At 73.6% G+C, this 24,803-nt stretch carries 22 protein-coding genes; 11 read left to right on the top strand and 11 right to left on the bottom strand.

Annotation, left to right across the window (positions count from 1 at the left end; all coding sequences use genetic code 11):
- Window positions 1-174 precede the first annotated feature (174 nt).
- Window positions 175-972 (bottom strand): hypothetical protein, encoded by a 798-nt coding sequence (locus ACZ518_RS12840; protein ID WP_469113075.1) that lies wholly within the window; start codon window positions 970-972, stop codon window positions 175-177.
- Entirely contained in the window at window positions 969-1,586 is a 618-nt protein-coding gene (locus ACZ518_RS12845; RefSeq protein ID WP_469113076.1) for a papain-like cysteine protease family protein, read from the bottom strand. Before ACZ518_RS12845 ends, ACZ518_RS12840 begins: the two co-directional genes overlap by 4 nt.
- Before the next feature lie 250 nt (window positions 1,587-1,836).
- Here ACZ518_RS12845 and ACZ518_RS12850 point away from each other — a divergent pair, with 250 nt between their 5' ends.
- Window positions 1,837-2,787, top strand: a complete 951-nt coding sequence (locus tag ACZ518_RS12850) for a hypothetical protein (RefSeq protein WP_469113077.1) — start codon at window positions 1,837-1,839, stop codon at window positions 2,785-2,787.
- A 107-nt stretch (window positions 2,788-2,894) separates the two neighbouring features.
- Here ACZ518_RS12850 and ACZ518_RS12855 read toward each other — a convergent pair whose 3' ends face one another.
- Window positions 2,895-3,326: a Rieske (2Fe-2S) protein gene (locus tag ACZ518_RS12855; protein WP_125817129.1), complete on the bottom strand. Its 432-nt coding sequence runs from the start codon at window positions 3,324-3,326 to the stop codon at window positions 2,895-2,897.
- A gap of 90 nt (window positions 3,327-3,416) precedes the next feature.
- Between ACZ518_RS12855 and ACZ518_RS12860 the strand changes: the two genes are divergently transcribed.
- Entirely contained in the window at window positions 3,417-4,304 is an 888-nt protein-coding gene (locus ACZ518_RS12860; RefSeq protein ID WP_469113078.1) for a carbohydrate kinase family protein, read from the top strand.
- Here the strand turns inward: ACZ518_RS12860 and ACZ518_RS12865 are convergent.
- The gene (locus ACZ518_RS12865; RefSeq protein ID WP_469113079.1) at window positions 4,294-4,905 is read right to left on the bottom strand and encodes a TetR/AcrR family transcriptional regulator; all 612 of its coding nucleotides are present in this window, start codon (window positions 4,903-4,905) and stop codon (window positions 4,294-4,296) included. The two genes, ACZ518_RS12860 and ACZ518_RS12865, sit on opposite strands and share 11 nt — an antisense overlap.
- 65 nt (window positions 4,906-4,970) lie before the next feature.
- On the opposite strand from ACZ518_RS12865, the gene ACZ518_RS12870 reads away from it, so the two are divergent.
- Complete coding sequence (locus ACZ518_RS12870) at window positions 4,971-5,621, top strand: NAD(P)-dependent oxidoreductase (protein WP_469113080.1); 651 nt, start codon at window positions 4,971-4,973, stop codon at window positions 5,619-5,621.
- Window positions 5,622-5,946: 325 nt separating this feature from the next.
- Here the strand turns inward: ACZ518_RS12870 and uvrA are convergent, their stop codons facing one another.
- On the bottom strand, window positions 5,947-8,904 hold the full coding sequence (gene uvrA / locus ACZ518_RS12875; RefSeq protein ID WP_469113081.1) for an excinuclease ABC subunit UvrA: 2,958 nt from the start codon (window positions 8,902-8,904) through the stop codon (window positions 5,947-5,949).
- A gap of 185 nt (window positions 8,905-9,089) precedes the next feature.
- Between uvrA and ACZ518_RS12880 the strand changes: the two genes are divergently transcribed.
- From ACZ518_RS12880 to ACZ518_RS12890, 3 genes are all read left to right on the top strand, one after another.
- Window positions 9,090-9,785, top strand: coding sequence for a maleylpyruvate isomerase family mycothiol-dependent enzyme (locus ACZ518_RS12880; protein ID WP_469113082.1), 696 nt, complete (start codon window positions 9,090-9,092; stop codon window positions 9,783-9,785).
- 9 nt (window positions 9,786-9,794) lie between these two features.
- Window positions 9,795-10,451, top strand: a complete 657-nt coding sequence (locus ACZ518_RS12885; protein WP_469113083.1) for an MBL fold metallo-hydrolase — start codon at window positions 9,795-9,797, stop codon at window positions 10,449-10,451.
- Between the two features lie 95 nt (window positions 10,452-10,546).
- The gene (locus tag ACZ518_RS12890) at window positions 10,547-11,881 is read left to right on the top strand and encodes an MFS transporter (protein WP_469113084.1); all 1,335 of its coding nucleotides are present in this window, start codon (window positions 10,547-10,549) and stop codon (window positions 11,879-11,881) included.
- Window positions 11,882-11,971: 90 nt separating this feature from the next.
- Here the strand turns inward: ACZ518_RS12890 and ACZ518_RS12895 are convergent, their stop codons facing one another.
- The 4 genes from ACZ518_RS12895 to uvrB form a co-directional block, all read right to left on the bottom strand.
- A complete protein-coding gene (locus ACZ518_RS12895) occupies window positions 11,972-12,955 on the bottom strand; it encodes a TerC/Alx family metal homeostasis membrane protein (RefSeq protein WP_469113085.1) in 984 nt (327 codons plus the stop codon).
- Between the two features lie 271 nt (window positions 12,956-13,226).
- Entirely contained in the window at window positions 13,227-15,197 is a 1,971-nt protein-coding gene (locus ACZ518_RS12900; protein WP_469113086.1) for a TerD family protein, read from the bottom strand.
- Between the two features lie 46 nt (window positions 15,198-15,243).
- Window positions 15,244-15,822, bottom strand: coding sequence for a TerD family protein (locus tag ACZ518_RS12905; protein WP_469113087.1), 579 nt, complete (start codon window positions 15,820-15,822; stop codon window positions 15,244-15,246).
- 84 nt (window positions 15,823-15,906) lie between these two features.
- Entirely contained in the window at window positions 15,907-18,057 is a 2,151-nt protein-coding gene (uvrB, locus tag ACZ518_RS12910; protein ID WP_469113088.1) for an excinuclease ABC subunit UvrB, read from the bottom strand.
- A gap of 247 nt (window positions 18,058-18,304) precedes the next feature.
- Between uvrB and ACZ518_RS12915 the strand changes: the two genes are divergently transcribed.
- From ACZ518_RS12915 to ACZ518_RS12925, 3 genes are all read left to right on the top strand, one after another.
- Window positions 18,305-19,207: a glycerophosphodiester phosphodiesterase gene (locus ACZ518_RS12915; protein ID WP_469113089.1), complete on the top strand. Its 903-nt coding sequence runs from the start codon at window positions 18,305-18,307 to the stop codon at window positions 19,205-19,207.
- A gap of 71 nt (window positions 19,208-19,278) precedes the next feature.
- Window positions 19,279-19,842, top strand: coding sequence for a methylated-DNA--[protein]-cysteine S-methyltransferase (locus tag ACZ518_RS12920; RefSeq protein ID WP_469113090.1), 564 nt, complete (start codon window positions 19,279-19,281; stop codon window positions 19,840-19,842).
- Between the two features lie 284 nt (window positions 19,843-20,126).
- Complete coding sequence (locus ACZ518_RS12925; RefSeq protein ID WP_469113468.1) at window positions 20,127-21,335, top strand: MFS transporter; 1,209 nt, start codon at window positions 20,127-20,129, stop codon at window positions 21,333-21,335.
- Here ACZ518_RS12925 and ACZ518_RS12930 read toward each other — a convergent pair.
- Together ACZ518_RS12930 and ACZ518_RS12935 are read right to left on the bottom strand one after the other, a co-directional pair.
- Window positions 21,325-21,699 carry a cupin domain-containing protein gene (locus ACZ518_RS12930; protein WP_469113091.1) on the bottom strand — a complete coding sequence of 125 codons (375 nt, stop codon included), beginning with the start codon at window positions 21,697-21,699 and terminating at the stop codon, window positions 21,325-21,327. The two genes, ACZ518_RS12925 and ACZ518_RS12930, sit on opposite strands and share 11 nt — an antisense overlap.
- A 73-nt stretch (window positions 21,700-21,772) precedes the next feature.
- A complete protein-coding gene (locus tag ACZ518_RS12935) occupies window positions 21,773-22,558 on the bottom strand; it encodes a class I SAM-dependent methyltransferase (protein ID WP_469113092.1) in 786 nt (261 codons plus the stop codon).
- A gap of 82 nt (window positions 22,559-22,640) precedes the next feature.
- On the opposite strand from ACZ518_RS12935, the gene ACZ518_RS12940 reads away from it, so the two are divergent.
- Entirely contained in the window at window positions 22,641-23,573 is a 933-nt protein-coding gene (locus tag ACZ518_RS12940) for a pseudouridine-5'-phosphate glycosidase (RefSeq protein ID WP_469113093.1), read from the top strand.
- Window positions 23,570-24,508 (top strand): carbohydrate kinase family protein, encoded by a 939-nt coding sequence (locus ACZ518_RS12945; protein ID WP_469113094.1) that lies wholly within the window; start codon window positions 23,570-23,572, stop codon window positions 24,506-24,508. Before ACZ518_RS12940 ends, ACZ518_RS12945 begins: the two co-directional genes overlap by 4 nt.
- Window positions 24,509-24,803: the final 295 nt, after the last annotated feature.

The following is a 24,803-nucleotide window of genomic DNA, read 5'->3' on the forward strand; positions in this document are numbered from 1 at the left end:
CGCCCCCCTCAGCCCCGCCGGCGTTTGAGGCGCGGGGGTCTGGGGGCGGAGCCCCCAGGAAGGGGGTCCGGGCGCAGCCTGGGGAGCGGCGGAAGGGCGGGTAGGGGACCAGCCCCGCAGGGCCCGGGCCCGCGGACGGGCGGCCGGACCCCGCGGGACGGAGGGGGCCGGGGGCTACGCCCCGACGGCGCGGCGCCGCCGCAGCAGGACGACCACCCCGCCCGCGCCCAGCGCCAGCGCCCCGGCGCCCCCGGCGGCGACCGCCACCGGCACCCCGCCAGAACCCCCGCCCGGGGCGTCGAAGCCCCCGGCCCGGCCCTCCTCGGCGTACGCGGACCCCGGCAGCTTGTCCCCGTACAGCCCCGTCACCCGGGCCCGGTATCCGGACAGCGTCGTCCCCCGGTCCCCCACGGCCCGCGCCGCGTCCTCGTCCAGCGGCAGCACCCGGTCGCCCCGGGCCACGTACCAGGCGTCGATCTGCGGCTCGCGGAACACGGTCCCGCCGGGCAGTTTCTCCGCGCCCAGCCGGGCGTACCGGAACTCGTCGTCCCCGGTGGCGATGTTCACCACCTGCCAGCCGGCCCCGGTCTTCGCGGTCCACAGGGCCGCCTTCTGCCCGTCCGAGGAGACGGCCGCGCCGGCCAGGAACTCCAGCCGCGCCACCGACGCCCCGGCCTTCCCGGCGACGAACTCCGGCGACAGGTAGCTCACCGGGGTCACCTCACCCTCCACGCGGGGCTGCGCGGCGGCGACCGACACCTTCCCCTCCCGGGCGAAGAACCTGGAGAGCGTCGCCAGGGTGTCGGGCGCGGCGGCGGCCCGGTGGGCGGCCGCCCGGTTCTCGGCGGTGGCGGTCTGCGGCTGCGGTACGGGCGCGGCGGCGGCCTGCCCGCCCGTGACCAGTACGACGGCACTGGTGGCGGCGGCCGCGAGGAGCGCGGCGGCGGAGGCGCGGAGCGTCATGGCGGTCACGCCCCGATCCGGTAGAGGGAGTGCGTCCAGGAGAAGGTGCTGTTGTCCACGTACCAGGCGTGGGAGGCCCAGTTGTAGCGGTCGCTGGAGGGCCAGGGGTCGCCCCAGTAGACCCAGCTGCCGGCGGTGTCGTAGCCGTGGACGACGTGCATGTGGCCGCCGCCGTTGGACCACTGGATGCGGGTCTCGATCGGGCGGTCGGCGTTGATCTCGGTCTGCACGGTGGAGTACTGGAGCCAGCCGGTCACGTACCGGCCGGAGTTGATGCCGGCCCAGTTCAGCGCCGTCTGCACGTTGCCCAGGGTGGCCTGGTTGTTGGGGCACTCGGTGCCCTGCTGGCGGTTGAAGGCCGCGTTGCAGAACTGGTTCTGGCTGTAGTTGCGGCCGAACCAGGTGGCGATGGTGTTGCCGCCGGCGGCCCAGCACCAGTTGTTCTTCTGCTGGGCCTGCATGGTGATGCCCAGGCGCTTGTAGGCCAGTGCGGTGCCCGGGGTGTCCGTGCCCGCGTCGGCGGCGGTGGCGGTACCGGCGCCGGTGCCGACGGGCAGCAGGACGAGGAGCAGGGCGGAGATCAGGGAGGCGGCCAGGGAAAGCCGCCCTCTTCTGTTGCGCATCGCGTTCCTCCCGAATGGGGACCCGAGGTGGGGACTCGGGGTGTGTGGGGGTGGAGGAGCGCGTCCGGACGCTGTGGAGGAGCATCAGGGTGTTGTCGCGATCAGGTCAACACGCTTCAATGCACGGTGACATTGCAGTGTGAACGGTGGGGCTGCGGTGTGAACGGGTTGCTGCCGTTCCACCAGGTCCCCCGGTACCACCGGCCCGGCCCCCACCCCGGCGCGTGTGAACGTTCACAGAGGAGTCGCCATGCGGCCCACCGGCGACCCGTCAGCCACGCCGGACGCGGCGGAGCTCGGCCGACTGCTGCGCGGCGGCCCCTTCCACGCCGCCCTGCGCGCCGCCATAGCCGCCCGCGGCCTGCCCCTGCAACGCGTCCAGCACCGGCTCGCCGCGCGCGGCATCAAGCTCGGGGTGACCAGCCTCAGCTACTGGCAGCAGGGCGCCCGGCGGCCCCGCCACCCCGAGTCCCTGCGCGCGGTCTCCGCCCTGGAGGAGATCCTGGAGCTGCCCGGCGGCTCCCTGCTGCGGCTGCTCACCGATCCCCTCCCCGCCGCCGGGCCGCCCCGTCCGGCCGCCCGCTCCTACCGGGCGCTGGTGAGCGTGGGCGCGGCGGTGGAGCGGCTGCTGGCCGGGATGGAGCTCCCGGCGGACGGCGGCCTGCACACGGTCAGCCACCACGAGCGGGTCCGCATCGGCCCGGGCGGTGAACTGCTCACGCGGGAGTCTCAGCAGATCGTCCGGGCGCACCGCGACGGCGTCGACCGCTACCTCGCCGTCCACCACGGCGATCCGGGGTGCGACGCGGCGCGGGTGGGGGTGACGGCGTACGAGAACTGCCGCACGGGCCGCGTGCGCTGCCACCCGGAGGCCGGCGTGGTGGTGGCGGAGCTGCTCTTCGACGCGCGGCTGCGGTGCGGGGACACGTACGTCTTCGGCTACGGGATCGAGGACGGCACGGGCGGCCGCAGCACGGAGTACGTGCGCGGCTTCAGCTACGCGGGCGGGCAGTACATGCTCCAGGTCGCCTTCGACGAGGCGGCCCTCCCGGTCCGCTGCCGCCGCTTCGCCCGCACGGGCCCCGGAGCCCCCCGCACCGCCCTCGGCGACCTCACCCCGAGCGGCCGCCACCGCGCGGTACACCTGCTGGAACAGGGCGTCCGGCGCGGGATCCTGGGCATCACCTGGGACTGGGAGTAGGCGGCGCTGCCGTCAGCGCCCTGCCGCGGCGTCGGGGGCATGATCTCGCGACCGACGGGCCGGGCCGAGGGCCGGCCGCTTCATGAACGACTGCGGCCAGGAATCCGCTAGCCCGCGATCAGCTTGCCGTTCTCCACCTTGACCGGGACGGCCGGCAGCGGGTCGGTCGCCGGGCCGCGCAGGACCTTGCCGGTGGTGACGTCGAAGCGGCTGCCGTGGCAGGGGCAGTTGCCCTCGCCCTCGACGATCTTGTCCAGGACGCAGCCGGCGTGCGTGCACTGGGCGCTGAACGCCTTGTACTGGCCCTCCGCCTGGCAGCTGACGACGACCTTGCGCTCGCGGAACAGCTTCGCGCCACCGACCGGGACGTCGGCCGCGCCGCCCAGCTCGACCGGCTCCTTCGGGACGGCCGGGCTGCCGGCTCCGCTGTTGCTCTCCGTGGAGCACGCGGTGAGCGCCGTCCCCGCGCCCACGGCCCCGGCGAGCGCGGCGGCGCCCTTGAGGACGGTACGGCGGGCGGCGGGCTGCTGCGCGGACATGCGGTTCTCCTGGCACGAGTGACGGGCCCCGGGTGCGGTTCCACGGGTCCACCCGACGATACCGGCGTCCGATGGGATACCTTCCCCCGCGTGATCGTCGTCGGTGGAGAAGCCCTGATCGACCTCGTGCCCGTCGAGCGTCCGGCGGGCGCCCTGCTGCCCCGGCCCGGCGGCGGGCCCTACAACACCGCCCTGGCGCTGGGCCGGCTCGGGGCGGAGGTCGCCTTCTGCTCCCGGGTGTCGGCCGACGGCTTCGGCGAGAGCCTGCTGGCCGGGCTGCGGGCGGCCGGGGTGGACCTCTCGCTCGTGCAGCGCGGGCCCGAGCCGACCACGCTGGCCGTGCCCTCGCTGGGCCCGGACGGCTCGGCCGTCTACGGCTTCTACGTCGAAGGGACCGCCGACCGGCTGTTCACCCTGCCGCCCGCGCTGCCCGCGGGGGTACGGGCCCTCGCGCTCGGGACCTGCTCACTGGTGCTGGAGCCGGGCGCGTCCGCGTACGAGGCGCTGCTGCGCCGGGAGTCGCGGCGCGGGCTGCTGACCCTGCTGGACCCCAACGTCCGTCCGGCGCTGATCGCGGACCCGGAGGCGTACCGGGAGCGGTTCCTGGGGTGGCTGCCGTACGTATCGGTGCTCAAGCTCTCGGAGGAGGACGCGGCCTGGCTGGGCGGCCGGGCCGGCGACTGGCTGGCGGCCGGCCCGGCGGCGGTGGTGCTCACCCGGGGCGCGGCGGGCCTGACGGTGTGGACCTCGGACGGCGCGGAGCACAGTGCGGCGGCCCTCCCGGTCACGGTGGCGGACACGATCGGCGCGGGCGACACCGTCAACGCGGCGCTGCTGCACCGGCTCGCCGGGGCCCCGGACGCCGGCGCCGCCGACTGGCCGGACGTACTGGCCTACGCGGCCCGCGCGGCCGCCCTGACCTGCACCCGGGCGGGCGCCGAGCCCCCGTACGCGGCGGAGCTGGAGCTCAGCCGATAGCCGCCCACAGGGTCCGGGCGACGGCCGGGGCGAACTCCTCGACCGGCTGGACCACGTCGGCGCCGGAGAAGTGCAGGAAGAAGGCCCGCTGGAAGCAGGCGCCGAGCAGCAGCGCGGCGGCGGCCCGGGGGTCGGCGTCCTCGCGGAGCCGGCCGGCGGCGAGCTCGCGGCGCAGCCGCCCCTCCAGGGCCTCCAGCACCACGTGCGGGCCGGCGCCGATCTCCCGGACCCCCTCGCGGTGGCGGCTGAGGAGGGCGGGTTCGGCGAAGAGCGAGGCGGCCAGCGGCATGGCCTCGGCGTAGAAGAGCGAGGCGTGCCGGGCGATCCGGGCGAGCGCCTGCTCTACCCCGGCCTCGTCCGGGTCCGGGTCGGCGGAGAGCGCGGCCATCAGCGGACCGGCGTTCGGGGTGCGCTCCACCAGCACACGCACGAACAGCTCCTCCTTGTTGGCGAAGTGCTTGTAGAGCGCGGCCTCCGAGCAGCCGGCCTCGCGGGCGATGGCCTTGGTGGTGGTGTTGGCGAGGCCGATGGTGCGCATGAGGCTCTCGGCGGCGTCCAGCAGGCGCTCGGGCGTGGGACGGCTTGACGTCGGGGTGGGCATTCACTCACCCTAGTGGACACAGGGGTGAGTGAATACTCACCCACCATCTTGGACGGGGTCCCACGATGAAGATCACGGTGTTCGGAGCGACGGGCGGCGTAGGCCGCGAGGTGGTCCGGCAGGCGCTGGACGCGGGCCACGAGGTGACGGCCGTCGTCCGCGACCCGGCCCGGCTGGACGTGCCCGCGCACGACCGGCTGCGGGTGGCGGTGGTGGCGGACCTGACGGACGAGGAGGCGCTGCTGCCGGTCCTCGCGGGGCGGGAGGCGGTGGTCTCGGCGCTCGGCGCCGCGAACAACAAGCAGGCCCGGCTGACCCCGGTCGCCGGACCGGCGCTGCGGGCGATCGTCTCCGCGATGGACCGGGCCGGGGTGAGCCGGCTGTCCGCGGTCAGCGCGGCACCGCTGGCGCCGGACCTGCCGGAGGACGGGGCGCTGACACGGATGGTGGTGTACCCCTTGCTGCGGCGGCTGCTGCGCGACCTGTACGCCGACCTGGCGGTCATGGAGGCGGCGATCGGCGCGAGCCGGGCCGAGTGGACGGTGGTCCGCCCGCCGCGGCTGCTGAACCGGCCGCGCACCGGGGCGTACCGGCGGGCGCTCGACGCCAATGTGCCGGGCGGGAAGGTGATCGCCCGCGCGGATGTCGCGGACGCGCTCCTGACGACCCTGGGCGACCCGTCGACGGCGGGCCACGCCCTTGGCGTCGCCGCCTGACCCTTCTCCCCGCGCCGCTGCGCCTGCCTCCGGCCGTCGGACCCGCGGCGGAGCCACTTGCCGGGCTGGGGCCGGCGGTCGGGTGCGGGTGGTGTGCCGCTGCGCGGGCCTGACCCCCGCCCTTCACCCTCCCCCAGACTCCGTCCGGGGGGACCCCCAGCCCTCAAACGCCGGCGGGGCCGATTTCAGCCCCGCCTGGGGCACCTCCCAGCGGTAGCTGGGGGAGTTTGAGGCGCTGGGGGTACCCCCAGCGGTAGCTGGGGGAGGGTCTGGGGGCGGAGCCCCCAGGGGTCCGGGGCGCAGCCCCCGCCCCCCCGGCCAGGGGCTACGCCTTGCGGGTGCGGGCCGCGGCCTTCTTCGCCGGGGCCGCCGCCTTCTTGGCCGGGGCCTTCTTCGCCCTCCGGGCGACCGGCGCCGGAGGCGCCCCCGCGTCGGAGATCCTCTCCGCCCCCAGGATGTCCCGCAGGAACTTGCCCGTGTGGCTCGCGCCCACCGACGCGACCTGCTCCGGGGTGCCCTCGGCCACCACCAGGCCGCCGCCGTAGCCGCCCTCGGGGCCCATGTCGACGACCCAGTCCGCGGTCTTGATGACGTCGAGGTTGTGCTCGATGACGATCACCGAGTTGCCCTTGTCCACCAGCCCGGACAGCACCTTGATCAGCTTCGAGATGTCCTCGAAGTGCAGACCCGTCGTCGGCTCGTCCAGTACGTACACCGTCCGGCCCGTCGACCGCTTCTGGAGCTCCGACGCCAGCTTCACGCGCTGCGCCTCACCGCCCGACAGGGTCGGCGCGGACTGGCCGAGGCGGACGTAGCCGAGACCGACCTCGTTCAGCGTGCGCAGGTGCCGGGCGATGGTCGGCACGGCCTCGAAGAAGTCCAGCGCCTCCTCGATCGGCATGTTCAGGACTTCCGCGATGGACTTGCCCTTGTAGTGCACCTCCAGCGTCTCCCGGTTGTACCGGTCGCCGTGGCACACCTCGCACGGGACGTACACGTCCGGCAGGAAGTTCATCTCGATCTTGATCGTGCCGTCACCGGAGCAGTTCTCGCACCGGCCGCCCTTGACGTTGAAGGAGAAGCGGCCCGGCAGGTAGCCGCGCACCTTCGCCTCCATCGTCTCCGCGAAGAGCTTGCGCACGTGGTCGAAGACGCCCGTGTACGTCGCCGGGTTGGACCGCGGGGTCCGGCCGATCGGCGACTGGTCGACGTGCACGACCTTGTCGACGAGGTCGTCGCCGTCCACCCGCGTGTGGCGGCCCGGCACCGACCGGGCGCCGTTCAGCTCGCGCGCCAGGTGGGTGTACAGGATGTCGTTGACCAGCGTCGACTTGCCGGAGCCGGAGACGCCGGTGACCGCCGTGAGCACGCCCAGCGGGAAGGACACGTCGATGTCCCGCAGGTTGTTCTCCTTGGCGCCGTGCACCGTCAGCTTGCGCTCGCCGTTCACGGGGCGGCGTACGTCCGGCAGGGGGATCGACTTCTTGCCCGACAGGTACTGGCCGGTCATCGACTCGCCGTTCTCCAGCAGCTCCTTCAGCGAGCCGCTGTGCACGACCTTGCCGCCGTGCTCGCCGGCGCCGGGGCCGATGTCCACGACCCAGTCGGCCACCTTGATCGTGTCCTCGTCGTGCTCGACGACGATGAGCGTGTTGCCCATGTCCCGCAGCCGCACCAGCGTCTCGATGAGCCGGTGGTTGTCGCGCTGGTGCAGGCCGATGGACGGCTCGTCCAGTACGTACAGCACGCCGACCAGGCCGGAGCCGATCTGCGTGGCCAGCCGGATGCGCTGGGCCTCGCCGCCCGACAGGGTGCCCGCGGCGCGGTTCAGGGAGAGGTAGTCCAGGCCCACGTCCACGAGGAAGCGGAGCCGTTCGTTGACCTCCTTGAGGACCCGCTCGGCGATCTTCTTGTCGCGGGCGTCGAGCTTCAGCCGCCCCAGGAAGTCGGCGCACTCGCTGATCGACATGGCGGCGACCTCGGCGATGGAGCGCTCCATCACCGTCACCGCGAGCACGATCGGCTTGAGCCGGGTGCCCTCACAGGTCGGGCAGGGCACCTCGCGCATGTAGCCCTCGAAGCGCTCGCGGCTGGCGTCGCTCTCGGACTCGGCGTGCCGGCGCTTGACGAACGGCACGGCGCCCTCGAAGGCCGTCGTGTACGCCCGCTCGCGCCCGTAGCGGTTGCGGTAGCGGACCTCGATCTGCGTCTTGTGGCCGTGGAGCAGGGCCTTCTTCGCCCGCTGCGGCAGCCCGGCCCACGGGATGTCGGTCCGGAAGCCCAGCTCCCCGGCGAGGGCGCCGATCAGCCGCTGGAAGTAGTCCTTGGTGTGGCCGAGCGCCCACGGCGAGACCGCGCCCTCGTCCAGGGACTTGTCCTCGTCCGGGACGATCAGCTCCGGGTCGACCTCCATGCGCGTGCCGATGCCGGTGCACTCGGGGCAGGCGCCGAAGGGCGAGTTGAAGGAGAAGGAGCGCGGCTCCAGCTCCTCGAAGGAGAGGTCGTCGTAGGGGCAGTAGAGGTGCTCGGAATACATCCGCTCGCGCTCGGGGTCGTCCTCGGCGAGGTCGACGAAGTCCAGGATCACCATGCCGCCGGAGAGGCCGAGCGCGGTCTCGACGGAGTCGGTGAGCCGGCGCTTGGCGCTGTCCTTGACGGTGAGGCGGTCGACGACCACCTCGATGGTGTGCTTCTCCTGCTTCTTCAGCGTGGGCGGCTCGGAGAGCTGGATGGTCTCCCCGTCCACCCGCGCCCGGCTGTAGCCCTTGGTCTGGAGGTCGGCGAAGAGGTCGACGAACTCGCCCTTGCGCTCGCGGACCAGCGGGGACAGCACCTGGAAGCGGCTGCCCTCGGGGAGCGCGAGGACCTTGTCGACGATCGCCTGCGGCGACTGCCGGGAGATCGGGCGGCGGCACTCGGGGCAGTGGGGCTTGCCGATGCGGGCGAAGAGCAGGCGGAGGTAGTCGTAGACCTCGGTGATCGTGCCGACGGTGGAGCGGGGGTTGCGGGAGGTCGACTTCTGGTCGATCGAGACGGCCGGGGAGAGGCCCTCGATGAAGTCGACGTCGGGCTTGTCCATCTGCCCCAGGAACTGCCGGGCGTAGGAGGACAGCGACTCGACGTAGCGGCGCTGGCCCTCGGCGAAGATCGTGTCGAAGGCCAGGGAGGACTTGCCCGAGCCGGAGAGGCCGGTGAAGACGATGAGCGAGTCGCGGGGCAGGTCGAGCGAGACGTTCTTCAGGTTGTGCTCGCGAGCGCCACGAACGATGAGACGGTCGGTCACGCCGGTCGCACCTTTCTTGAGAGAGCGGGGGCACGGGCCCCGACTGTCCAGGGTATGGGGGGCGCCTCTGCGATGGGATGGAGTCTGACTTCCGAGCGTATAGCACGCACATTCGATTTACGGCACTGCCGAGACCGCTTCACCCGATCGTGTGGCGGGGCCCCGCGCGCACTAGGCTCGGATCCATGACTGATCATGTGCACGACCTGGCCTCTGTACGTGAAGCCACGGACCGGCTGCTGACCGCGGTCGCGAAACTGGACAACGCCTCCCTCTCCGAGGAGTCACACCTCCCGGGCTGGACCCGCGGCCACATCCTGGCCCACCTGGCACGCAACGCCGACGCCCTCGTGAACGTCTTGGAGGGCCGCCCCATGTACGAGAGCGGCGCCGCCCGCGACGCGGACATCGAGCGTGACGCCGGGCGGCCCCTGGAAGAACACCTGACGGACCTCCGTGATTCCGGGGCCCGCTTCCTCGCCACGGCCGAGCCCGCCCAGGACTGGCAGCGCACCGTCGAGCTGCGCAACGGCGTCACCGACCTGGCCGCCAACGTGCCCTTCCGCCGCCTCGTGGAGGTCGAGCTCCACCACGTCGACCTCAACATCGGCTACGAGCTCGCCGACCTCCCGGACGAATTCGCCGACCGGGAGATCGCCTTCCTCGCCGACCGCTGGTCCGGCCGCCCCGACGTCCCGCCGGTCACCCTGCAGTACTCGGACGGCGAGTTCGTCGCGCGCACGGGCGGCACCGAGGGCACCCCGGTGACCCTCAGCGGCGCACGGGACGACCTGCTCGGCTGGCTGGCCGGGCGCGGCCTCAAGGGCGCCCATCTCGCCATCGAGGCCGGCGACGGCCTCCCCGCACTCCCCGCGCTCTAGGATTCCGACATGACGTACAGCGGAGCGGTCAAGGTCGGCGGTCCGGCCGACGTGCACGAACTCGCGGACCTGATGATTTCCAAGGTCGCGGTCGGTTCGATGAACAACAACGCGTACCTGCTGCGCTGCCGGGCGACCGGCGAGCAGCTGCTGATCGACGCGGCAGCCGAGGCGGACACCCTGCTGCACCTGATCGGCGACGACGGCATCGCGTCCGTCGTCACCACCCACCAGCACGGCGACCACTGGGGCGCGCTGCAGGCCGTGGTCGACGCCACCGGCGCGCGCACCTACGCGGGCGCCCACGACGCCGAGGGCATCCCGGTCCCCACGGACGTGCCGGTCCAGGACGGCGACACGATCACCGTCGGGCGGGTCTCCCTGACCGCGCGCCACCTGGTCGGGCACACCCCCGGCTCGATCGCGCTGGTCTACGACGACCCGCACGGGCACCCGCACGTGTTCACCGGCGACTGCCTCTTCCCGGGCGGCGTGGGCAACACGGGGGGCGACGCGAAGAACTTCGCCAGCCTCATCGACGACGTCCAGCACAAGCTCTTCGAGCAGCTGCCGGACGAGACCTGGGTCTACCCGGGCCACGGGAACGACACCACGCTCGGCACCGAGCGCCCGCACCTCGCGGAGTGGCGCGAGCGCGGCTGGTAGTGACCGCGGTCAACACCGCGGGGCCGTGCACTCCTTCCGGTCGACCTTGACCGAACGCATGTCCTGGGGATGCGGGTTGGGGTAGTTGCTGCGTCATGCAACAACACCCCTCCCCGTCCCCCGCCGCCGCCCCGCGCTCCCCCTCGATGCTGCGGCTCGCCACCGCCTCCCTGGTGGGCACCGCCATCGAGTTCTACGACTTCTTCGTCTACGGCACCGCCGCCGCCCTGGTGCTCGGCCCGCTCTTCTTCCCCTCCTTCTCGCCGCTCGCGGGGACCCTCGCCGCCTTCGGCACGTTCGGCGTCGGCTTCCTCGCCCGCCCGCTCGGCTCGGCCCTCTTCGGCCACGTCGGCGACCGCTACGGGCGCCGCCCCGTGCTGCTCGGCTCACTGCTGCTGACCGGCCTCGCCACGGTGGCCGTCGGGTGCGTGCCCTCCTTCGCCACCATCGGCATCGCCGCGCCGGTCCTGCTGCTCCTGCTGCGGTTCCTCCAGGGGCTGGGCCTCGGGGGCGAATGGGGCGGGGCGGTCCTGCTGACCGCCGAGCACGCCCCGGAGCGGCGGCGCGGACTGTGGTCGAGCTTCCCGCAGATGGGCCCCTCGGCCGGGTTCCTGCTGGCCAACGGCCTGACACTGGGGCTGTCCGGGGCGCTGAGCGAGGCCGAGTTCGCGGCCTGGGGCTGGCGGGTGCCGTTCTGGGCGGCCGGGCTGCTGGCGCTGGCCGGGCTGTGGCTGCGCCGGTCGGTCGAGGAGACCCCGGAGTTCCGCACCCTGGCCGAGGCCGGCCGGCAGGCCGACGCCCCGCTCGCCGAGGTGGTGCGCGTCCACTGGCGGCTGCTCCTGCTGACCGGCGGGGCGATGGCGGTCGGGTACGCCGTCTTCTACACGGTCACCACCTGGTCCCTCGCGTACGCCACCGGCCGCGCGGGCGTGGACCGCACCGCGATGCTGGCCATCGTGATGGTGGCGGTCCTGCTCATGGGGCTGGCCACCCCGCCGCTGGCGGTGCTCGGCGACCGGTGGGGGCGGCGGCCGCTCTGCCTGGCCGGCAGTGCGGCCTGCGCGCTGTGGATGTTCCCGTTCATCGCCCTGCTGCACACCGGGGATCCGCTGCTGATGACGGTGGGCTGCGTGGGGGCGCTGCTGGCGATGGTGCTGATGTTCGCCGTGGTCGGCGCCTATCTGCCCGAGCTGTACGCCCCGCGCCTGCGCTGCACGGGCGCGGCCGTCGGCTACAACCTGGGCGGCGTGCTGGGCGGTGCGCTGACCCCGGTGGTGGCGACCGCCCTGGCGGACGGCGGGGGTCCGCCGTGGGGCGTGGCGGTGTACCTGACGGGGGTCTCGCTGGTCAGCCTGGGCTGCTTCGCACTGCTGCCGGAGACCCGGCCGGCCCTGGCCCGGGCGGCGAGGAGCGAGCCCGCGGTGGCGTGAGGCGGGTGCGCCGCGGGAACGGGGACGGGCCCGGGAGCCGCTGCTCCCGGGCCCGTCCCCGTACGGTCGGCCGGTCGGCCGGAGGGCCGGTCAGGCGTCGACGCTCGCCTCCGCGGCGGCGGCCTCGGCCGCGGCCTGCTTCTTCGAGGCGATCAGGCTGGTGAGGGTGGTGATGACCAGGACGCCGCAGATGACTCCCAGGGAGACCGGGATGGAGATCTGCGGGACGTGCACCCCGGACTCGTGCAGGGCGTGCAGCACCAGCTTGACGCCGATGAAGCCGAGGATCACCGACAGGCCGTAGCTGAGGTGGACCAGCTTCTTGAGCAGGCCGCCGATCAGGAAGTACAGCTGGCGCAGACCCATGAGGGCGAAGGCGTTGGCGGTGAAGACGATGTACGGGTCCTGGGTGAGGCCGAAGATCGCGGGGATCGAGTCCAGGGCGAAGAGCACGTCGGTGGTGCCGATGGCGAGCATCACGACCATCAGCGGGGTCAGGACGCGCTTGCCGTTGTTCCGGATGAAGAGCTTGGTGCCGTGGTAGCGGTCGGCGACGCCGAACTTCTTCTCGATCGACTTGAGGAGGCGGTTCTCCTCGAACTCGTCCTCGTCCTCGTCCTTGCGGGCCTCCTGGATCAGCTTCCAGGCGGTGTAGATCAGGAAGGCGCCGAAGATGTAGAAGACCCACGAGAAGGTGGTGATGATCGCGGCGCCGGCCGCGATGAAGATCGCGCGCAGTACGAGGGCGATCAGTACGCCCACCAGCAGGACGCGCTGCTGGAGGTGGGAGGGCACGGAGAACTTCGCCATGATCAGGACGAAGACGAAGAGGTTGTCCACGCTCAGGGACTTCTCGGTGATGAAACCGGCGAAGAACTCCTGGGAGGCCTGGCCGTTGCCGAAGAACAGCAGGCCGAGGCCGAAGAGGACGGCGAGCACGATCCAGACGACGGTCCAGATGCCCGCTTCCTTGATCGAAACGTCGTGCGGTTTGCGGCCGATGAGGAAATCGGCGCCGATGAGGATGCAGAGACCGGCGATGGTCAGCACCCAGAGGGTCAACGAAACGTCCACGGTATTTCACGCCTCCGGCGGATGGCTCAGCACATGGTCAGCGTCATCGCTGCCGGAGGTCTCTTCCACCCGGCGGCCGGGTGGCCGCGGGCCGGCGCCCCGGGACCCACTGCGTCAGGTCACCACAGTGGTCCGTATTGACGGGCACGCCGCGCAGGAAATAGCAGGAATACTCCCCTCCGCGGGTCCCAGGGTACCCGCGGAAGGGGTGAAAGGTAAAGGGCTCCCCAAGAAGCGGTCACCCGTCGGTCATGGGCCGCTCATGGGCCGCTCATGGGCGGGCCGTGCGCCGCGCCTCCCTCACCCGCTCCAGAGCCCGTTCGAGCACCGTGCTGCCCTGCGGGGGCAGGTCCGGCTCGAAGGTCCAGGCGTGCTGGACCCAGGGGTCGGCGAGGTGGCCGTCCGGCACCGGTGACAGCCGCATCAGCGAGCGCCACAGCGGATCCAGCAGCGGCCCGTAAGCGGAGGCCTCGTCCCGGTCCGCGACCATCAGCAGGTGCACCCCGACCGCCGGGCCCTCGTCGGCCAGGTAGCGCAGCTGGGTGACCGCCCGGTCGTCGAAGCCGTGCGGGAAGTCGTGGACGACCAGCAGCTGCTCGGCCCGGTCCACGTCCGCGGGCAGCTCCTCGGGGGCGCCGGCGCGCAGCGCCATCTGTACGAGGTCCACCCGCCGCGTCAGCTGCGCCAGGGTCCGGCTCACCCCCTCGACCCCGGCGGCGGGCGGCCCCGCGAGCACTCCGGCCCGCACCAGCGGCGCCAGGGAGGCGGCGCCCGCCCCGGCGGCGTCGATGACGTGGACGGAGAACCGGTCGGCGGGGTGCACCGCGAGCAGCCGCACGGCGTGCGCGACGGCCATGTCCATGGCCGCGCGGCGCAGCCGGTCGGTGTCCATGGCCATGGCGGCCTCGGAGCCGGTACGGCCGTTGTCGATCCACAGGCCGCGCTCCAGCGGGAGCCGCATCAGCATCGGGATCCGCAGGCCCGGCATCTCGGGCAGGCTCAGGTCGCCCAGGCGCAGCGCGAGCGGGGCCTCCTCGGGCACGCCGCCGCCGTGCCAGACGGGGTTGTCCCAGCGGGCGTACGCGGCCGGCAGCGCGGGCTCCACCACCTCGGACTCGGCGACCAGCTGGGCGAGGTCCCGGTCGAGGACGGCCCTGGCCTGCGCGACCAGATCGTCCCGGCGGGCCCGGGCGGTCTCGCGTGCGGCGTCCCCGGCGCCGCCGATGCGGTGGCGCGGGTCGGACAGGGCCTCGTCCAGTTCGCGTTCCTGCCGCGAGTCGGCGAAGTCGACGGCGCTGCGGTAGGCGGCGACGGTGCGGGCCAGGTCCTCGAACATGCCCCAGACCTGGTTGTAGAGCCGCTCGTCCATGGACCAGCCGCTGGCGTCGCCGGCGACCGGGGCCGGGGGCCGGCCGGGCTCGGCGGCGGGCGCGGGCCGGGGTGCGGGCTCGGGCGCTTCGGCGCTGGTGCGGCGGCGGCGCGGGTGCGCGTAGTCGATGGTGGGCGGGCCCTGCATCGCCGCGGTGTCCCCCGCCGCGGCGGGCGCGGGGCCGGGCGTGCCCGGGTAGGGCACGCCGGAGACCGGCACCGGATCCGGCGGTTCGGGCGCGGAGGCCGGGCCCGCCTGCCGGTCGGGGTGCGGGGCGCCCTGGGCCTGCGGGGGCAGGGAGGCGAGGGCCCGGTCGCCCCCGGCGGCCCCCTCGGAGCCGCGCAGGGTGGCCGCGGCGAGCTCGGCGGCCTCCGGCGCGGGCAGGCCGCCGTCGGTGAGCAGGGCGCCGAGGCCCTCGGCGTACCCCTGGCCGACGGCCCGGACCTTCCAGGCGCCCTGACGCCGGTAGAGCTCCAGGGCCACGACGGCGGTCTCGGCGTCCAGCCCGGTGAGGGTGAAGCCGGCGAACTCGGGCCCGTCCGGCGGGGCCACGGCCGCGTGCGGGGCGGGCACGGAGCCGAAGCTCAGCGGCCCGCCGGGCGGCAGCACGAGGAGCAGGCCGATCCGGTGGACCGCCGCAGCGACGGCTTCGAGGTCGACGGCCAGCGTGTGCCGGTCGGCGGCCTCCTGCGGCAGCCGGAGCCAGCCGGGGGCCGGGGTGCCCGGCCGGGCCAGCGCCCCGGGGCCCGCGAGGCGGCCCTGCTCGTCGGCCAGGGACGCCAGGGCGAGCACGGGTGTGCCCGCCGAGACCCTGACCTCGACCCTGTCGTGGGGCACGGGGTGGTTCTGCCCCCGGACCAGTTCGGCCGTCATCGTGCAGCCCCTCCCCCGTGCCTTCTTCTCTTGTCCGGTACCGCTCTTACAGGTGCGGCAGGATCGCCGGCATCAGGTCCTGGAAGGTCCGGCCGTTGGCCGGGTTGCCGAGGGCGGTCATCTGCCAGCCGCTGCCGGACCGGGACACCTTCGCCATGATCTGCGCGGTGTACTGGCCGCCGCCGTCGAGGGTGTAGCGGGCCAGCTCCTGGCCGTTGGTCTCGTCGACGATGCGGCAGAAGGCATTCTGCACTTCCTGGAAGGTCTGGCCGGTGAACGAGTTCACCGTGAAGACGATCGTGTCGATGTGGACCGGGACCCGCTGGAGGTCGACGAGGATGGCCTCGTCGTCCCCGCCCTGGCCCACGCCGCCGACCAGGTTGTCGCCGGTGTGGCGGACCGAGCCGTCGTCGCTCTGCAGGTGCCGGAAGAACACCACGTCCACCGGCTGCTTGTCGGCGAAGAGCACCGCCGACGCGTCGAGGTCGATCTCCCGCGTCCGCGAGCCGAACAGCCCGCGGCGCTTGGCCGCCTGCCAGCCGAGGCCCATCCGGACCGCGGTCAGCGTGCCGCCGTCCGTCTTCTGCAGACTGATGGCCTGACCCTTGGTCATGTTGACCGTCACGCGCGTTCCCCTCTCCATAGCCCGCCCCTAAAGGCCCGCAGCGTGCACCTGCGGCGTTTCCACACCCTACTGACCGCCCCGGGGTCAGGCGAGGCCCGCTTCCCTCATCTGGCGAAGCTCCTTCTTCAGCTCGCCCACCTCGTCCCTGATCCGGGCCGCCACCTCGAACTGGAGCTCGGCGGCCGCCCCCCGCATCCGCTCGGTCATCTGCTCGATGAGCGCGGCCAGCTCGGCGGCGGGCCGGTCGGTCGGCGCGACGGCCGCGGCGCCCTTGGCCGTCTTGCCGCCCTTCCCCTTGGCCGGGGCCGCGGCCTTGCCGCCGAGCGCGGGGACCGGCGCCTTCGCGCCCTTGCCGTCCTTGGCCTGCCGGTAGCCGGTGCCGAGCAGCTCCTCGGTGTCCAGCTCCTCGCGGGCGATGGTGGCGACGATGTCGTTGATCTTCTTGCGCAGCGGCTGCGGGTCGATCCCGTTGGCCGTGTTGTAGGCGATCTGCTTCTCGCGGCGCCGGTTGGTCTCCTCGATGGCCTTCTCCATCGCCGGGGTCATCTTGTCCGCGTACATGTGGACCTGGCCGGAGACGTTGCGGGCGGCTCGGCCGATGGTCTGGATGAGGGAGGTCCCCGAGCGCAGGAAGCCCTCCTTGTCGGCGTCGAGGATCGCGACGAGCGACACCTCGGGCAGGTCGAGGCCCTCGCGCAGCAGGTTGATGCCGACCAGGACGTCGTACTCGCCGGCCCGCAGCTCGCGCAGCAGCTCGATGCGGCGCAGGGTGTCGACGTCGCTGTGCAGGTATCGGACCTGGATGTCCAGTTCCAGGAAGTAGTCCGTGAGGTCCTCGGCCATCTTCTTGGTGAGGGTGGTGACCAGGACCCGCTCGTCCTTCTCCACGCGGCTGCGGATCTCGTGCACGAGGTCGTCGATCTGGCCCTCGGTGGGCTTGACCACGACCTCGGGGTCGACGAGGCCGGTGGGGCGGATGATCTGCTCGACGAAGCCGTCGCCGCGCGAGAGCTCGTACTTGCCGGGGGTGGCCGACAGGTAGACGGTCTGGCCGATGCGCTCCTGGAACTCCTCCCACTTCAGCGGCCGGTTGTCGAGTGCGGACGGCAGCCGGAAGCCGTGGTCGACCAGGGTCCGCTTGCGCGAGGCGTCGCCCTCGTACATGGCGCCGATCTGCGGCACGGTGACGTGCGACTCGTCGATGACGAGGAGGAAGTCCTCGGGGAAGTAGTCGATGAGGGTGTTGGGCGCCGAGCCGCGCTCGCGGTCGTCCATGTGCAGGGAGTAGTTCTCGATGCCGGAGCAGGAGCCGATCTGGCGCATCATCTCCAGGTCGTAGGTGGTGCGCATGCGCAGCCGCTGGGCCTCCAGCATCTTGCCCTGCTTCTCCAGCTCCGCGAGCCGCTCGGCGAGCTCGGCCTCGATGCCGGTGATCGCCTTCTCCATGCGCTCGGGACCGGCGACGTAGTGGCTGGCGGGGAAGACGTAGAGCTCGCGGTCCTCGCTGATGACCTCGCCGGTCAGCGGGTGCAGGGTGGACAGCGCCTCGATCTCGTCGCCGAACATCTCGATGCGGACGGCCAGTTCCTCGTAGACCGGGAAGATCTCGATGGTGTCGCCGCGCACCCGGAAGGTGCCGCGCGTGAAGGCCAGGTCGTTGCGCGTGTACTGGATGTCGACGAAGCGGCGCAGCAGCTGGTCCCGGTCGATCTCCTCGCCCACCTTGAGGGGGACCATCCGGTCCACGTACTCCTGCGGGGTGCCGAGGCCGTAGATGCAGGACACGGAGGCGACGACGATCACGTCGCGCCGGGTCAGCAGCGAGTTGGTCGCGGAGTGGCGCAGCCGCTCCACCTCCTCGTTGATCGAGGAGTCCTTCTCGATGTAGGTGTCCGACTGCGGTACGTAGGCCTCGGGCTGGTAGTAGTCGTAGTAGGAGACGAAGTACTCGACGGCGTTGTTCGGCAGGAGCTCGCGGAACTCGTTCGCCAGCTGTGCGGCCAGCGTCTTGTTCGGCGCCATCACCAGCGTGGGGCGCTGGAGCTTCTCGATCATCCACGCCGTGGTGGCGGACTTGCCCGTGCCGGTCGCACCGAGCAGTACGACGTCCTTCTCACCTGCGCGGATGCGCTTCTCCAGCTCGGCGATGGCCGCCGGCTGGTCACCGCTGGGCTGGTACGGGCTGACGACCTCAAAGGGTGCCACCGTGCGTTCGATCTTCGATACGGGCCGCATGAGTCCACCGTACGACCCCGCACTGACACTCACTCCCTTCCGCGGGGCCGCGGGGCCCCGGCACAGGTCCGGCGGGCGGAGCGGATCTCCTCCTTTCCGGTCCGTTTGTCGTAGTTCGGTGGCGTCCCGGTGATCTTCGCGCCGATGATCGCCGTGAACGCTCCACCGTGAAGTGCACCGCCGCAACGGCTCCCGCTCCGTACCCGTCTGACGCAGGACCAGGGCTCACGACCCGAGGAGAGACCACATGTACGTCCGACCCGCCACCGCGGCAGCCGCCGCGATCCTGGGTTTCGCCCTCACGGTGCTGGGCGGGACGGCCTCCCCGGCCGCCACCGGCCCCCGCTCCCCCGACGGCACGAGCGGGGTCCTGGGCCCCGTCGTCTACGCCCACCGGGGGGCTTCCGCGTACGCCCCGGAGAACACCCTCGAATCGATCGACCTGGCCGGGCGGCTGGGCTTCGACTGGGTCGAGAACGACGTCCAGCGGACCAAGGACGGCGAGCTGGTGGTGGTCCACGACGACACCCTCGCCCGCACCACGGACGCCGAGCAGGTCTACCCCGGCCGGTCGCCCTGGCGGGTCAAGGACTTCACGGCGGCGGAGATCGGGCGGCTGGACGCGGGCAGCTGGTTCTCACCGCGCTTCACGGGCGCCCGGGTACCGACGCTGCGCGAGTACATGGAGCGGGTCCAGGAGAACCGGCAGAAGCTGCTGCTGGAGATCAAGAAGCCGGAGCTCTACCCCGGGATCGAGGGGGAGACGCTGCGGCTCCTGGACGAGCTGGGCTGGCTCGACGAGGACCACGTCTCGCGCCGCCTCGTGGTGCAGAGCTTCAGCGCCGGCTCGGTGCGGATCGTGCACGGCCTGCGCCCCGACCTGGTGACGGCCTTCCTGGGCACCCCGGCGGTGGCCGACCTGCCCCGCTACGCGGAGTTCACGGACCGGATCAACCCGTGGCACACGACGATCTCGGCGGACTGGGTGACGGCGGTGCACGGCCTGCTGGGGGCCCACGGCAAGGCCATGGAGGTGGACACCTGGATCGTGGACGACGCCGCCACCGCCCGCAAGGTCCGGGACATGGGCGTGGACGGGATCATCACGAACGCACCCGATGTGGTGCAGAACGCCGTGATCGGCTTCTGAGGCCGGAGCGGGGGCGGGGCGCGGGTCCGGAAGCCGTCCGCGGTGTCGGTGGCGGGCCGTACCGTGGAGGCGTGGACAGCACCGAGCGGCCCCGCGGGCCGCACCTCGAATGGACCGTCGTCCCCAGTGACATCGGCCCCCTGCTCCTGGCCGCGACCCCCGAGGGTCTGGTCCGGGTCGAGTTCCACGCGCGCCCGGACCGGGCCGGCCGGATGATCGGCTCGCTGGTCTCCCGGCTCGGCGCCGACGCGTGGCGGCCGGACCCGGGCCAGGAGGTGCTGCTCGCCGAGCCCATACGCCAGCTGGCGGCGTACTTCGCCGGTTCGCTGCGGCGCTTCGAGCTGCCGCTGGACTGGCGGCTGAGTTCCGGCTTCAACCGCCAGGTGCTGCTGGAGCTCGACCGCTCGGTGCCGTACGGGTCGGTCGTCGGGTACGGGGAGCTGGCCGCCCGCGTCGGACAGCCGGGGGCGGCCCAGGCCGTGGGCAACGCCATGGGCTCGAACCCGCTGCCCGTGGTCGTGGCCTGCCACCGCGTGGTGGAGAACGACGGCGGGATCGGGGGTTTCGGCGGCGGGGTGGAGACCAAGCGGATCCTGCTCGCACTGGAGGGCGTGCTCCCGCAGCCCCTCTTCTGACCTGCGGATTCCGGCGCTGCCGTGACAGCGGGTGGCCGCGGGACCCCGGGCCGCGATACCCGGTTCCCCCGCGCGGCCGACGGTGGGAAACTGCCGCCGTGACCACTCCCGCCGCTCCAGGCCCCGTCCCGTCCGGTCCCACCGAACCCCCCGCGACGGGGGTGGCCGGCGTGAGCACCTCCCCCGGCACCTCCCCCGACACGGCCGCCGGCACCACCGGCGCGGCCGCGCCGGTCCTCGCCGCCGACCTGCCCCGGCTCCAGCGCCGGACCTCCGCCGTCCTGATGGCCAGCCAGATCCTGGGCGGCCTGGGCGTGCCGATCAGCATCGCCCTGGCCCCCGTACTGGCCACCGAGATCAGCGGCACCGAGGCCCTGTCCGGCCTCGCGTCCACCGCCGCGGTGATCGGCACCGCCCTGGTCTCGCTGCCGCTCGCCGCCCTGATGACCGCGCGCGGACGCCGGCCGGGGCTCGTGGTGGCGTACGCCATCGGCACGCTCGGCGCGGCCCTGGTGGTCCTGGCCGCCTCGGTCGGGAACTTCCCCCTGCTGATGCTCGGCATGGCCGCCTTCGGCGCGGCCTCCTCCGCCAACCTCCAGGCCCGCTTCGCCGCCGCCGACCTCGCCCCGCCCGACCGCCGGGCCCGCGCGATCTCGCTCGTCGTCTGGTCCTCCACCCTGGGCGCGGTGCTCGGGCCCAACCTCTCCGCCCCCGCCAGCGACAGCTTCGCCGGCACCTCCATACCGCAGACGGCGGGACCCTTCGTATGGGCCGGCGCCGTCTTCGTCCTCACCGGCACGCTGATCGCCGTGTTCCTGCGGCCGGACCCGCTGCTGACCGCCCGGGCCCTCGCCGGGCCCGGCGAGCAGTCCCGTCAGGCCCGGTCGCTGCGCGCGGGCATGGCCGCCGTCAAGGCCTCGCCGCGGGCCAGGCTCGCACTGCTCACCGTCGCCGTGTCCCACACCGTCATGGTCTCGATCATGGTGATGACCCCGATGGACCTCGGCCACCACGGTGCCGGCCTGCGCCTCGTCGGCCTGGTGATCAGCGGCCACATCGCGGGCATGTTCGCCTTCTCCCCCGTCATGGGCTGGCTCGCCGACCGCCTCGGCCGGCTGTCCGTGATCGGGCTCGCGGCCGGGCTGCTCTGCATCGCCGCCCTGCTCGCCGGCACGGCCCACGGGAACCACGCCCAGAGCGCGGCCGGCCTCTTCCTGCTCGGGCTCGGCTGGTCCGCCGGAATGGTCTCCGGCTCGGCGCTGCTGACCGACTCGGTGCCCCAGGCCGCACGGGCCGCCGTACAGGGCCTGAGCGACCTCACGATGAACACCGCCGCGGGGGTCGGCGGGGCCGCCGCAGGGCTGGTCATGTCCCAGGCCGGCTACGGCTGGCTCAACGCGATCGGGGCCGCGCTGCTCCTGCCCATGGCGGCGCTGGCCCTGTTCACCGCCCGGCGGCACCCCGCGCCCGGGAAGGCAGGACTCAGCAGTTGATGTGGTAGGCCTTGCGCAGCGTCTCGTGGACCGTCCAGGTGGTCCGGTCGCCCTCGCGCAGCACACAGGCCGAGCCGGGGCCCACCTCGAACGTCGCCCCGCCCTCGACCTCGATGGTGGCGCGGCCGCTGACCACCACGAACAGTTCGTCGGCCTCGGTGTCGGTGACCACCCCGGGGGTGATCTGCCAGATCCCCCGGATCTGCGAACCGTCCGCCGACTCCCACAGGACCCTGCCGGTCACGACCGGCGTGCCCGAGACGATCTGCGCGGGATCGAGCTCCTCGGCCTCCAGCTCGGCGTCGGGGACGTCCGCGACGGACACGGCGAAGGAAGCGGGGGCGCTGTGGTCACTGGTGCTCATGGTGCGTCAGCCTAGGACCGCCGCCCCCGCCCACGGGGTGACCACAGCGTCCAGCGCGGGCGCGTCCGACACGTCATTCCGTCGAGCGCGTCCGCGCCACCGGCCGTCGCGCGCCGAGCACGGGCTGGTGGAAGCCGGTGTCCGCGGCGGGGTGCCAGACGGGCTCGCCGAAGCCCGCCTGCCGCACGTACCGCGCCGTCTCCTCCTCGGGCAGCGCCCAGTACGTGGCGGTCGACGTCTTCGTGTTCCAGCTCTCGCCGGACGGCAGCAGCTGGAAGAGCTCCACGTCGTAGCGCTCGCCGTCGGGGTGCCAGTGCCACAGCTGGAAGGTGACGGTCCGCCCCTCCGGCCCGGTCCGCACGTACGGGGCCTGGCTCGCCGGGCGGGTCCGGCGCAGCTCGCCGTACGGGCGGGTGGAGAGCAGCAGCAGCCCGCCGGGCCGCAGCACCCGGCGGCTTTCGGCCAGCGCGGCGCCCACGTCCTCGGCGGTCAGCAGGTGCGGGAGCGCGTTGTCGGCGCACACGACGGCGTCGAAGGAGGCGTCGGGGAAGGGCAGCGCGCGCATGTCGGCGGCCACGACCGGCAGCGCCAGACCGCGGGCGGCCGCCTCGCGGGCGGCGCGGGCCGCGGCGAGGGGGCTGAGGTCGGTGCCGGTGACCCGGTGGCCCAGGCCCGCCAGGCCCAGTGCCTGGGTGCCGATCCCGCACGCGCTGTCGAGCACGGTGTGCGGCCCCGGGCCGAGCGAGGCCTTGAGCAGGGCGTCCAGAGCACGGCCCTGGCGGGCGATGCTCGCGTCCCAGTCCGCGTACATGAGGTCGTAGCGCGGGGCGAGTTCGTCGTAGAAGGTCCGGGTGTCCATCCGGGCACGCTACTCGGACAGGTTCGCGCCGGAGCGGGAAGGGCGAGTTTGGGGGCGTGAATCCCGTGCCAGGGATGGGGACATGCCACAGCACAGAGCATCCGAGATCCCGGTCCTGTCGGAAGAGGTGCGCGAGGCGCTCGCCGCCCGCCGGCCCGTCGTCGCCCTGGAGTCGACGATCATCGCGCACGGCCTGCCGCGCCCCCGCAACCTGGAGGTGGGGCTGGAACTGGAGGAGCTGGTCCGGGCGGAGGGCGCGGTACCGGCGACCGTCGCCGTGCTGGACGGGGTCCCCAGGGCGGGCCTCGACAAGGCCGCGCTGGAGCGGATCGCCGCCGGCGAGGGGGTGCGCAAGCTGGGCCACCGGGACCTCGCGCCCGCCCTCGCGGCGGGGGCGACCGGGGCGACGACGGTGTCGGCGACGGCCTTCCTGGCCGCGCGGGCGGGGCTGCGGGTCTTCGCCACGGGCGGGCTGGGCGGCGTACACCGGGAGTGGACGCTCTCGCAGGACGAGTCGGCGGACCTGTCGCTGCTCGCCCGGACCCGGATCACGGTCGTGTGCGCGGGGGTGAAGTCGATCCTGGACGTGCCGGCCACGCTCCAGCGCCTGGAAACGCTCGGGGTCGGCGTCGTCGGCTACCGGACGAAGCGCTTCCCCGGCTTCTACCTGGCCGACTCGGGAGAGCCAGTCGACTGGACGGTGGAGGGGCCGGAGGAGGTCGCGGCGGTGATGGCCGCTCAGGACGCCGTCGGCGGACCGGAGTCGGCGCTGCTGGTCGCCAACCCGGTGGCGGAGGCGGACCAGCTGGATCCGGCGCTGCACGACCGGGTCCTGTCCGAGGCCCTGGCCGAGTGCCGGGAGCGCGGCATCACGGGGCAGGCGGTGACGCCGTTCCTGCTGGGGTTCCTGGTGCGCGCGACGGGTGGTGCCTCGCTGGAGGCGAACCTGGCGGCGGTACGCGGCAACGTGCGGCTCGGCGCCCGGATCGCCGGGGCCTGGGCGGCCCGCGCATGACGGCGGCGCCGGCGGGTGCGCCGCCGGGGGCACCGCCCGGGGCACCTCCGGGTGCGCTGCTGGTGGTCGGCGACGTGGTGACGGACGTGGTGGCGGTGCACCGCGAGCCCCTGGCCCCGGCCACCGACACCGCCGCCCGCATCCGCACCCTCCCCGGCGGGGCCGGGGCCAACGCGGCCTGCTGGGCGGCCCGTACGGGCACCGTGGAGGTGCGCCTGCTCGCGCGGGTGGGCTCCGAGTCGGCCCGCTGGCACGAGCGGGCGCTGGTCGACGCGGGGGTGCGGCCCCGGCTGGTGGTGGACCCGGCGGAGCCGACCGGGACGGTGGTGGCGCTGGTCGGCGAGGACGCGGAGCGCACCTTCCTGACCGACAGCGGGGCCTCGCTGCGGCTGTGCCCGGCCGACTGGGTGCCCGCGCTGCTGGACGGTGCCGGGCACCTGCACCTGTCGGGCTACCTGTTCTTCTCGGAGAGCAGCCGGGAGCTGGCCCTGGTCGCGCTGCGGGCCGCCCGGACGCGCGGGGTGCCCGTGAGCGTCGACCCCGCGTCGGCGGGGTTCCTGGCCGAGCTGGGCCCCGAACGCTTCCTGGCCGCCGTGGCGGGGGCCGGCGTACTCCTGCCGAACGAGGACGAGGCCCGGCTGCTGGCGGGCGTACGGGAGCCGGCCCGGGCGGCGGAGGAGCTCAGCCGGCGGGTGCCGCTGGTGGTGGTCACCCGGGGCTCGGGCGGAGCGCTCGTCGCCGAGGGCGGCCGGATCACCGCCGAGGTCGAGGCGGAGCCGGCCGAAGCGGTGGACACCACGGGGGCCGGGGACGCCTTCGCGGGCGGCTTCCTGGCGGCCCGCCTCTCCGGGGCCACCCCGGGGGATTCCGCCCGGGCCGGCTGCCGCGCGGCAGCCGCCGCGGTGACCCGCATGGGCGGCCGCCCGCCCTTTTGACGCGCCGCTCGCACGGCTCGGCGCCGGGGCGCCTTACCGGCTTCGCGCCGCTGCGCGGACTCCGTCCGGCGGCCTGCCGGGCGGGCCGCTTCCGCTGGTCGAGGCCGGTGGCGCGTCTGCGGGTCGGCGCTACCGCGCCCGCGCCTCAAACGCCGGCGGGGCTGGGGTTGCCGACCCGGGCCGGCAAATTCCAGCCTCGCCGGCGTTTGAGGCGCTGGGGGCACCTCCCAGCGGTAGCTGGGGGAGGGTCTGGGGGCGGAGCCCCCAGGGGGTCCGGGGCGCAGCCCCGGGGAAC

The organism is Streptomyces sp. NPDC033966, assembly GCF_055575955.1.

What these genes read in the sequence shown, in the direction of transcription:
- ACZ518_RS12845 (WP_469113076.1), bottom strand. Translation starts at nt 1,586, where the DNA reads ATGCGCAACAGAAGAGGGCGGCTTTCCCTGGCCGCCTCCCTGATCTCC.
- ACZ518_RS12850 (WP_469113077.1), top strand. Translation starts at nt 1,837, where the DNA reads ATGCGGCCCACCGGCGACCCGTCAGCCACGCCGGACGCGGCGGAGCTC.
- ACZ518_RS12855 (WP_125817129.1), bottom strand. Translation starts at nt 3,326, where the DNA reads ATGTCCGCGCAGCAGCCCGCCGCCCGCCGTACCGTCCTCAAGGGCGCC.
- ACZ518_RS12865 (WP_469113079.1), bottom strand. Translation starts at nt 4,905, where the DNA reads ATGCCCACCCCGACGTCAAGCCGTCCCACGCCCGAGCGCCTGCTGGAC.
- ACZ518_RS12870 (WP_469113080.1), top strand. Translation starts at nt 4,971, where the DNA reads ATGAAGATCACGGTGTTCGGAGCGACGGGCGGCGTAGGCCGCGAGGTG.
- ACZ518_RS12880 (WP_469113082.1), top strand. Translation starts at nt 9,090, where the DNA reads ATGACTGATCATGTGCACGACCTGGCCTCTGTACGTGAAGCCACGGAC.
- ACZ518_RS12885 (WP_469113083.1), top strand. Translation starts at nt 9,795, where the DNA reads ATGACGTACAGCGGAGCGGTCAAGGTCGGCGGTCCGGCCGACGTGCAC.
- ACZ518_RS12890 (WP_469113084.1), top strand. Translation starts at nt 10,547, where the DNA reads ATGCAACAACACCCCTCCCCGTCCCCCGCCGCCGCCCCGCGCTCCCCC.
- ACZ518_RS12900 (WP_469113086.1), bottom strand. Translation starts at nt 15,197, where the DNA reads ATGACGGCCGAACTGGTCCGGGGGCAGAACCACCCCGTGCCCCACGAC.
- uvrB (WP_469113088.1), bottom strand. Translation starts at nt 18,057, where the DNA reads ATGCGGCCCGTATCGAAGATCGAACGCACGGTGGCACCCTTTGAGGTC.
- ACZ518_RS12915 (WP_469113089.1), top strand. Translation starts at nt 18,305, where the DNA reads ATGTACGTCCGACCCGCCACCGCGGCAGCCGCCGCGATCCTGGGTTTC.
- ACZ518_RS12925 (WP_469113468.1), top strand. Translation starts at nt 20,127, where the DNA reads ATGGCCAGCCAGATCCTGGGCGGCCTGGGCGTGCCGATCAGCATCGCC.
- ACZ518_RS12930 (WP_469113091.1), bottom strand. Translation starts at nt 21,699, where the DNA reads ATGAGCACCAGTGACCACAGCGCCCCCGCTTCCTTCGCCGTGTCCGTC.
- ACZ518_RS12935 (WP_469113092.1), bottom strand. Translation starts at nt 22,558, where the DNA reads ATGGACACCCGGACCTTCTACGACGAACTCGCCCCGCGCTACGACCTC.
- ACZ518_RS12940 (WP_469113093.1), top strand. Translation starts at nt 22,641, where the DNA reads ATGCCACAGCACAGAGCATCCGAGATCCCGGTCCTGTCGGAAGAGGTG.
- ACZ518_RS12945 (WP_469113094.1), top strand. Translation starts at nt 23,570, where the DNA reads ATGACGGCGGCGCCGGCGGGTGCGCCGCCGGGGGCACCGCCCGGGGCA.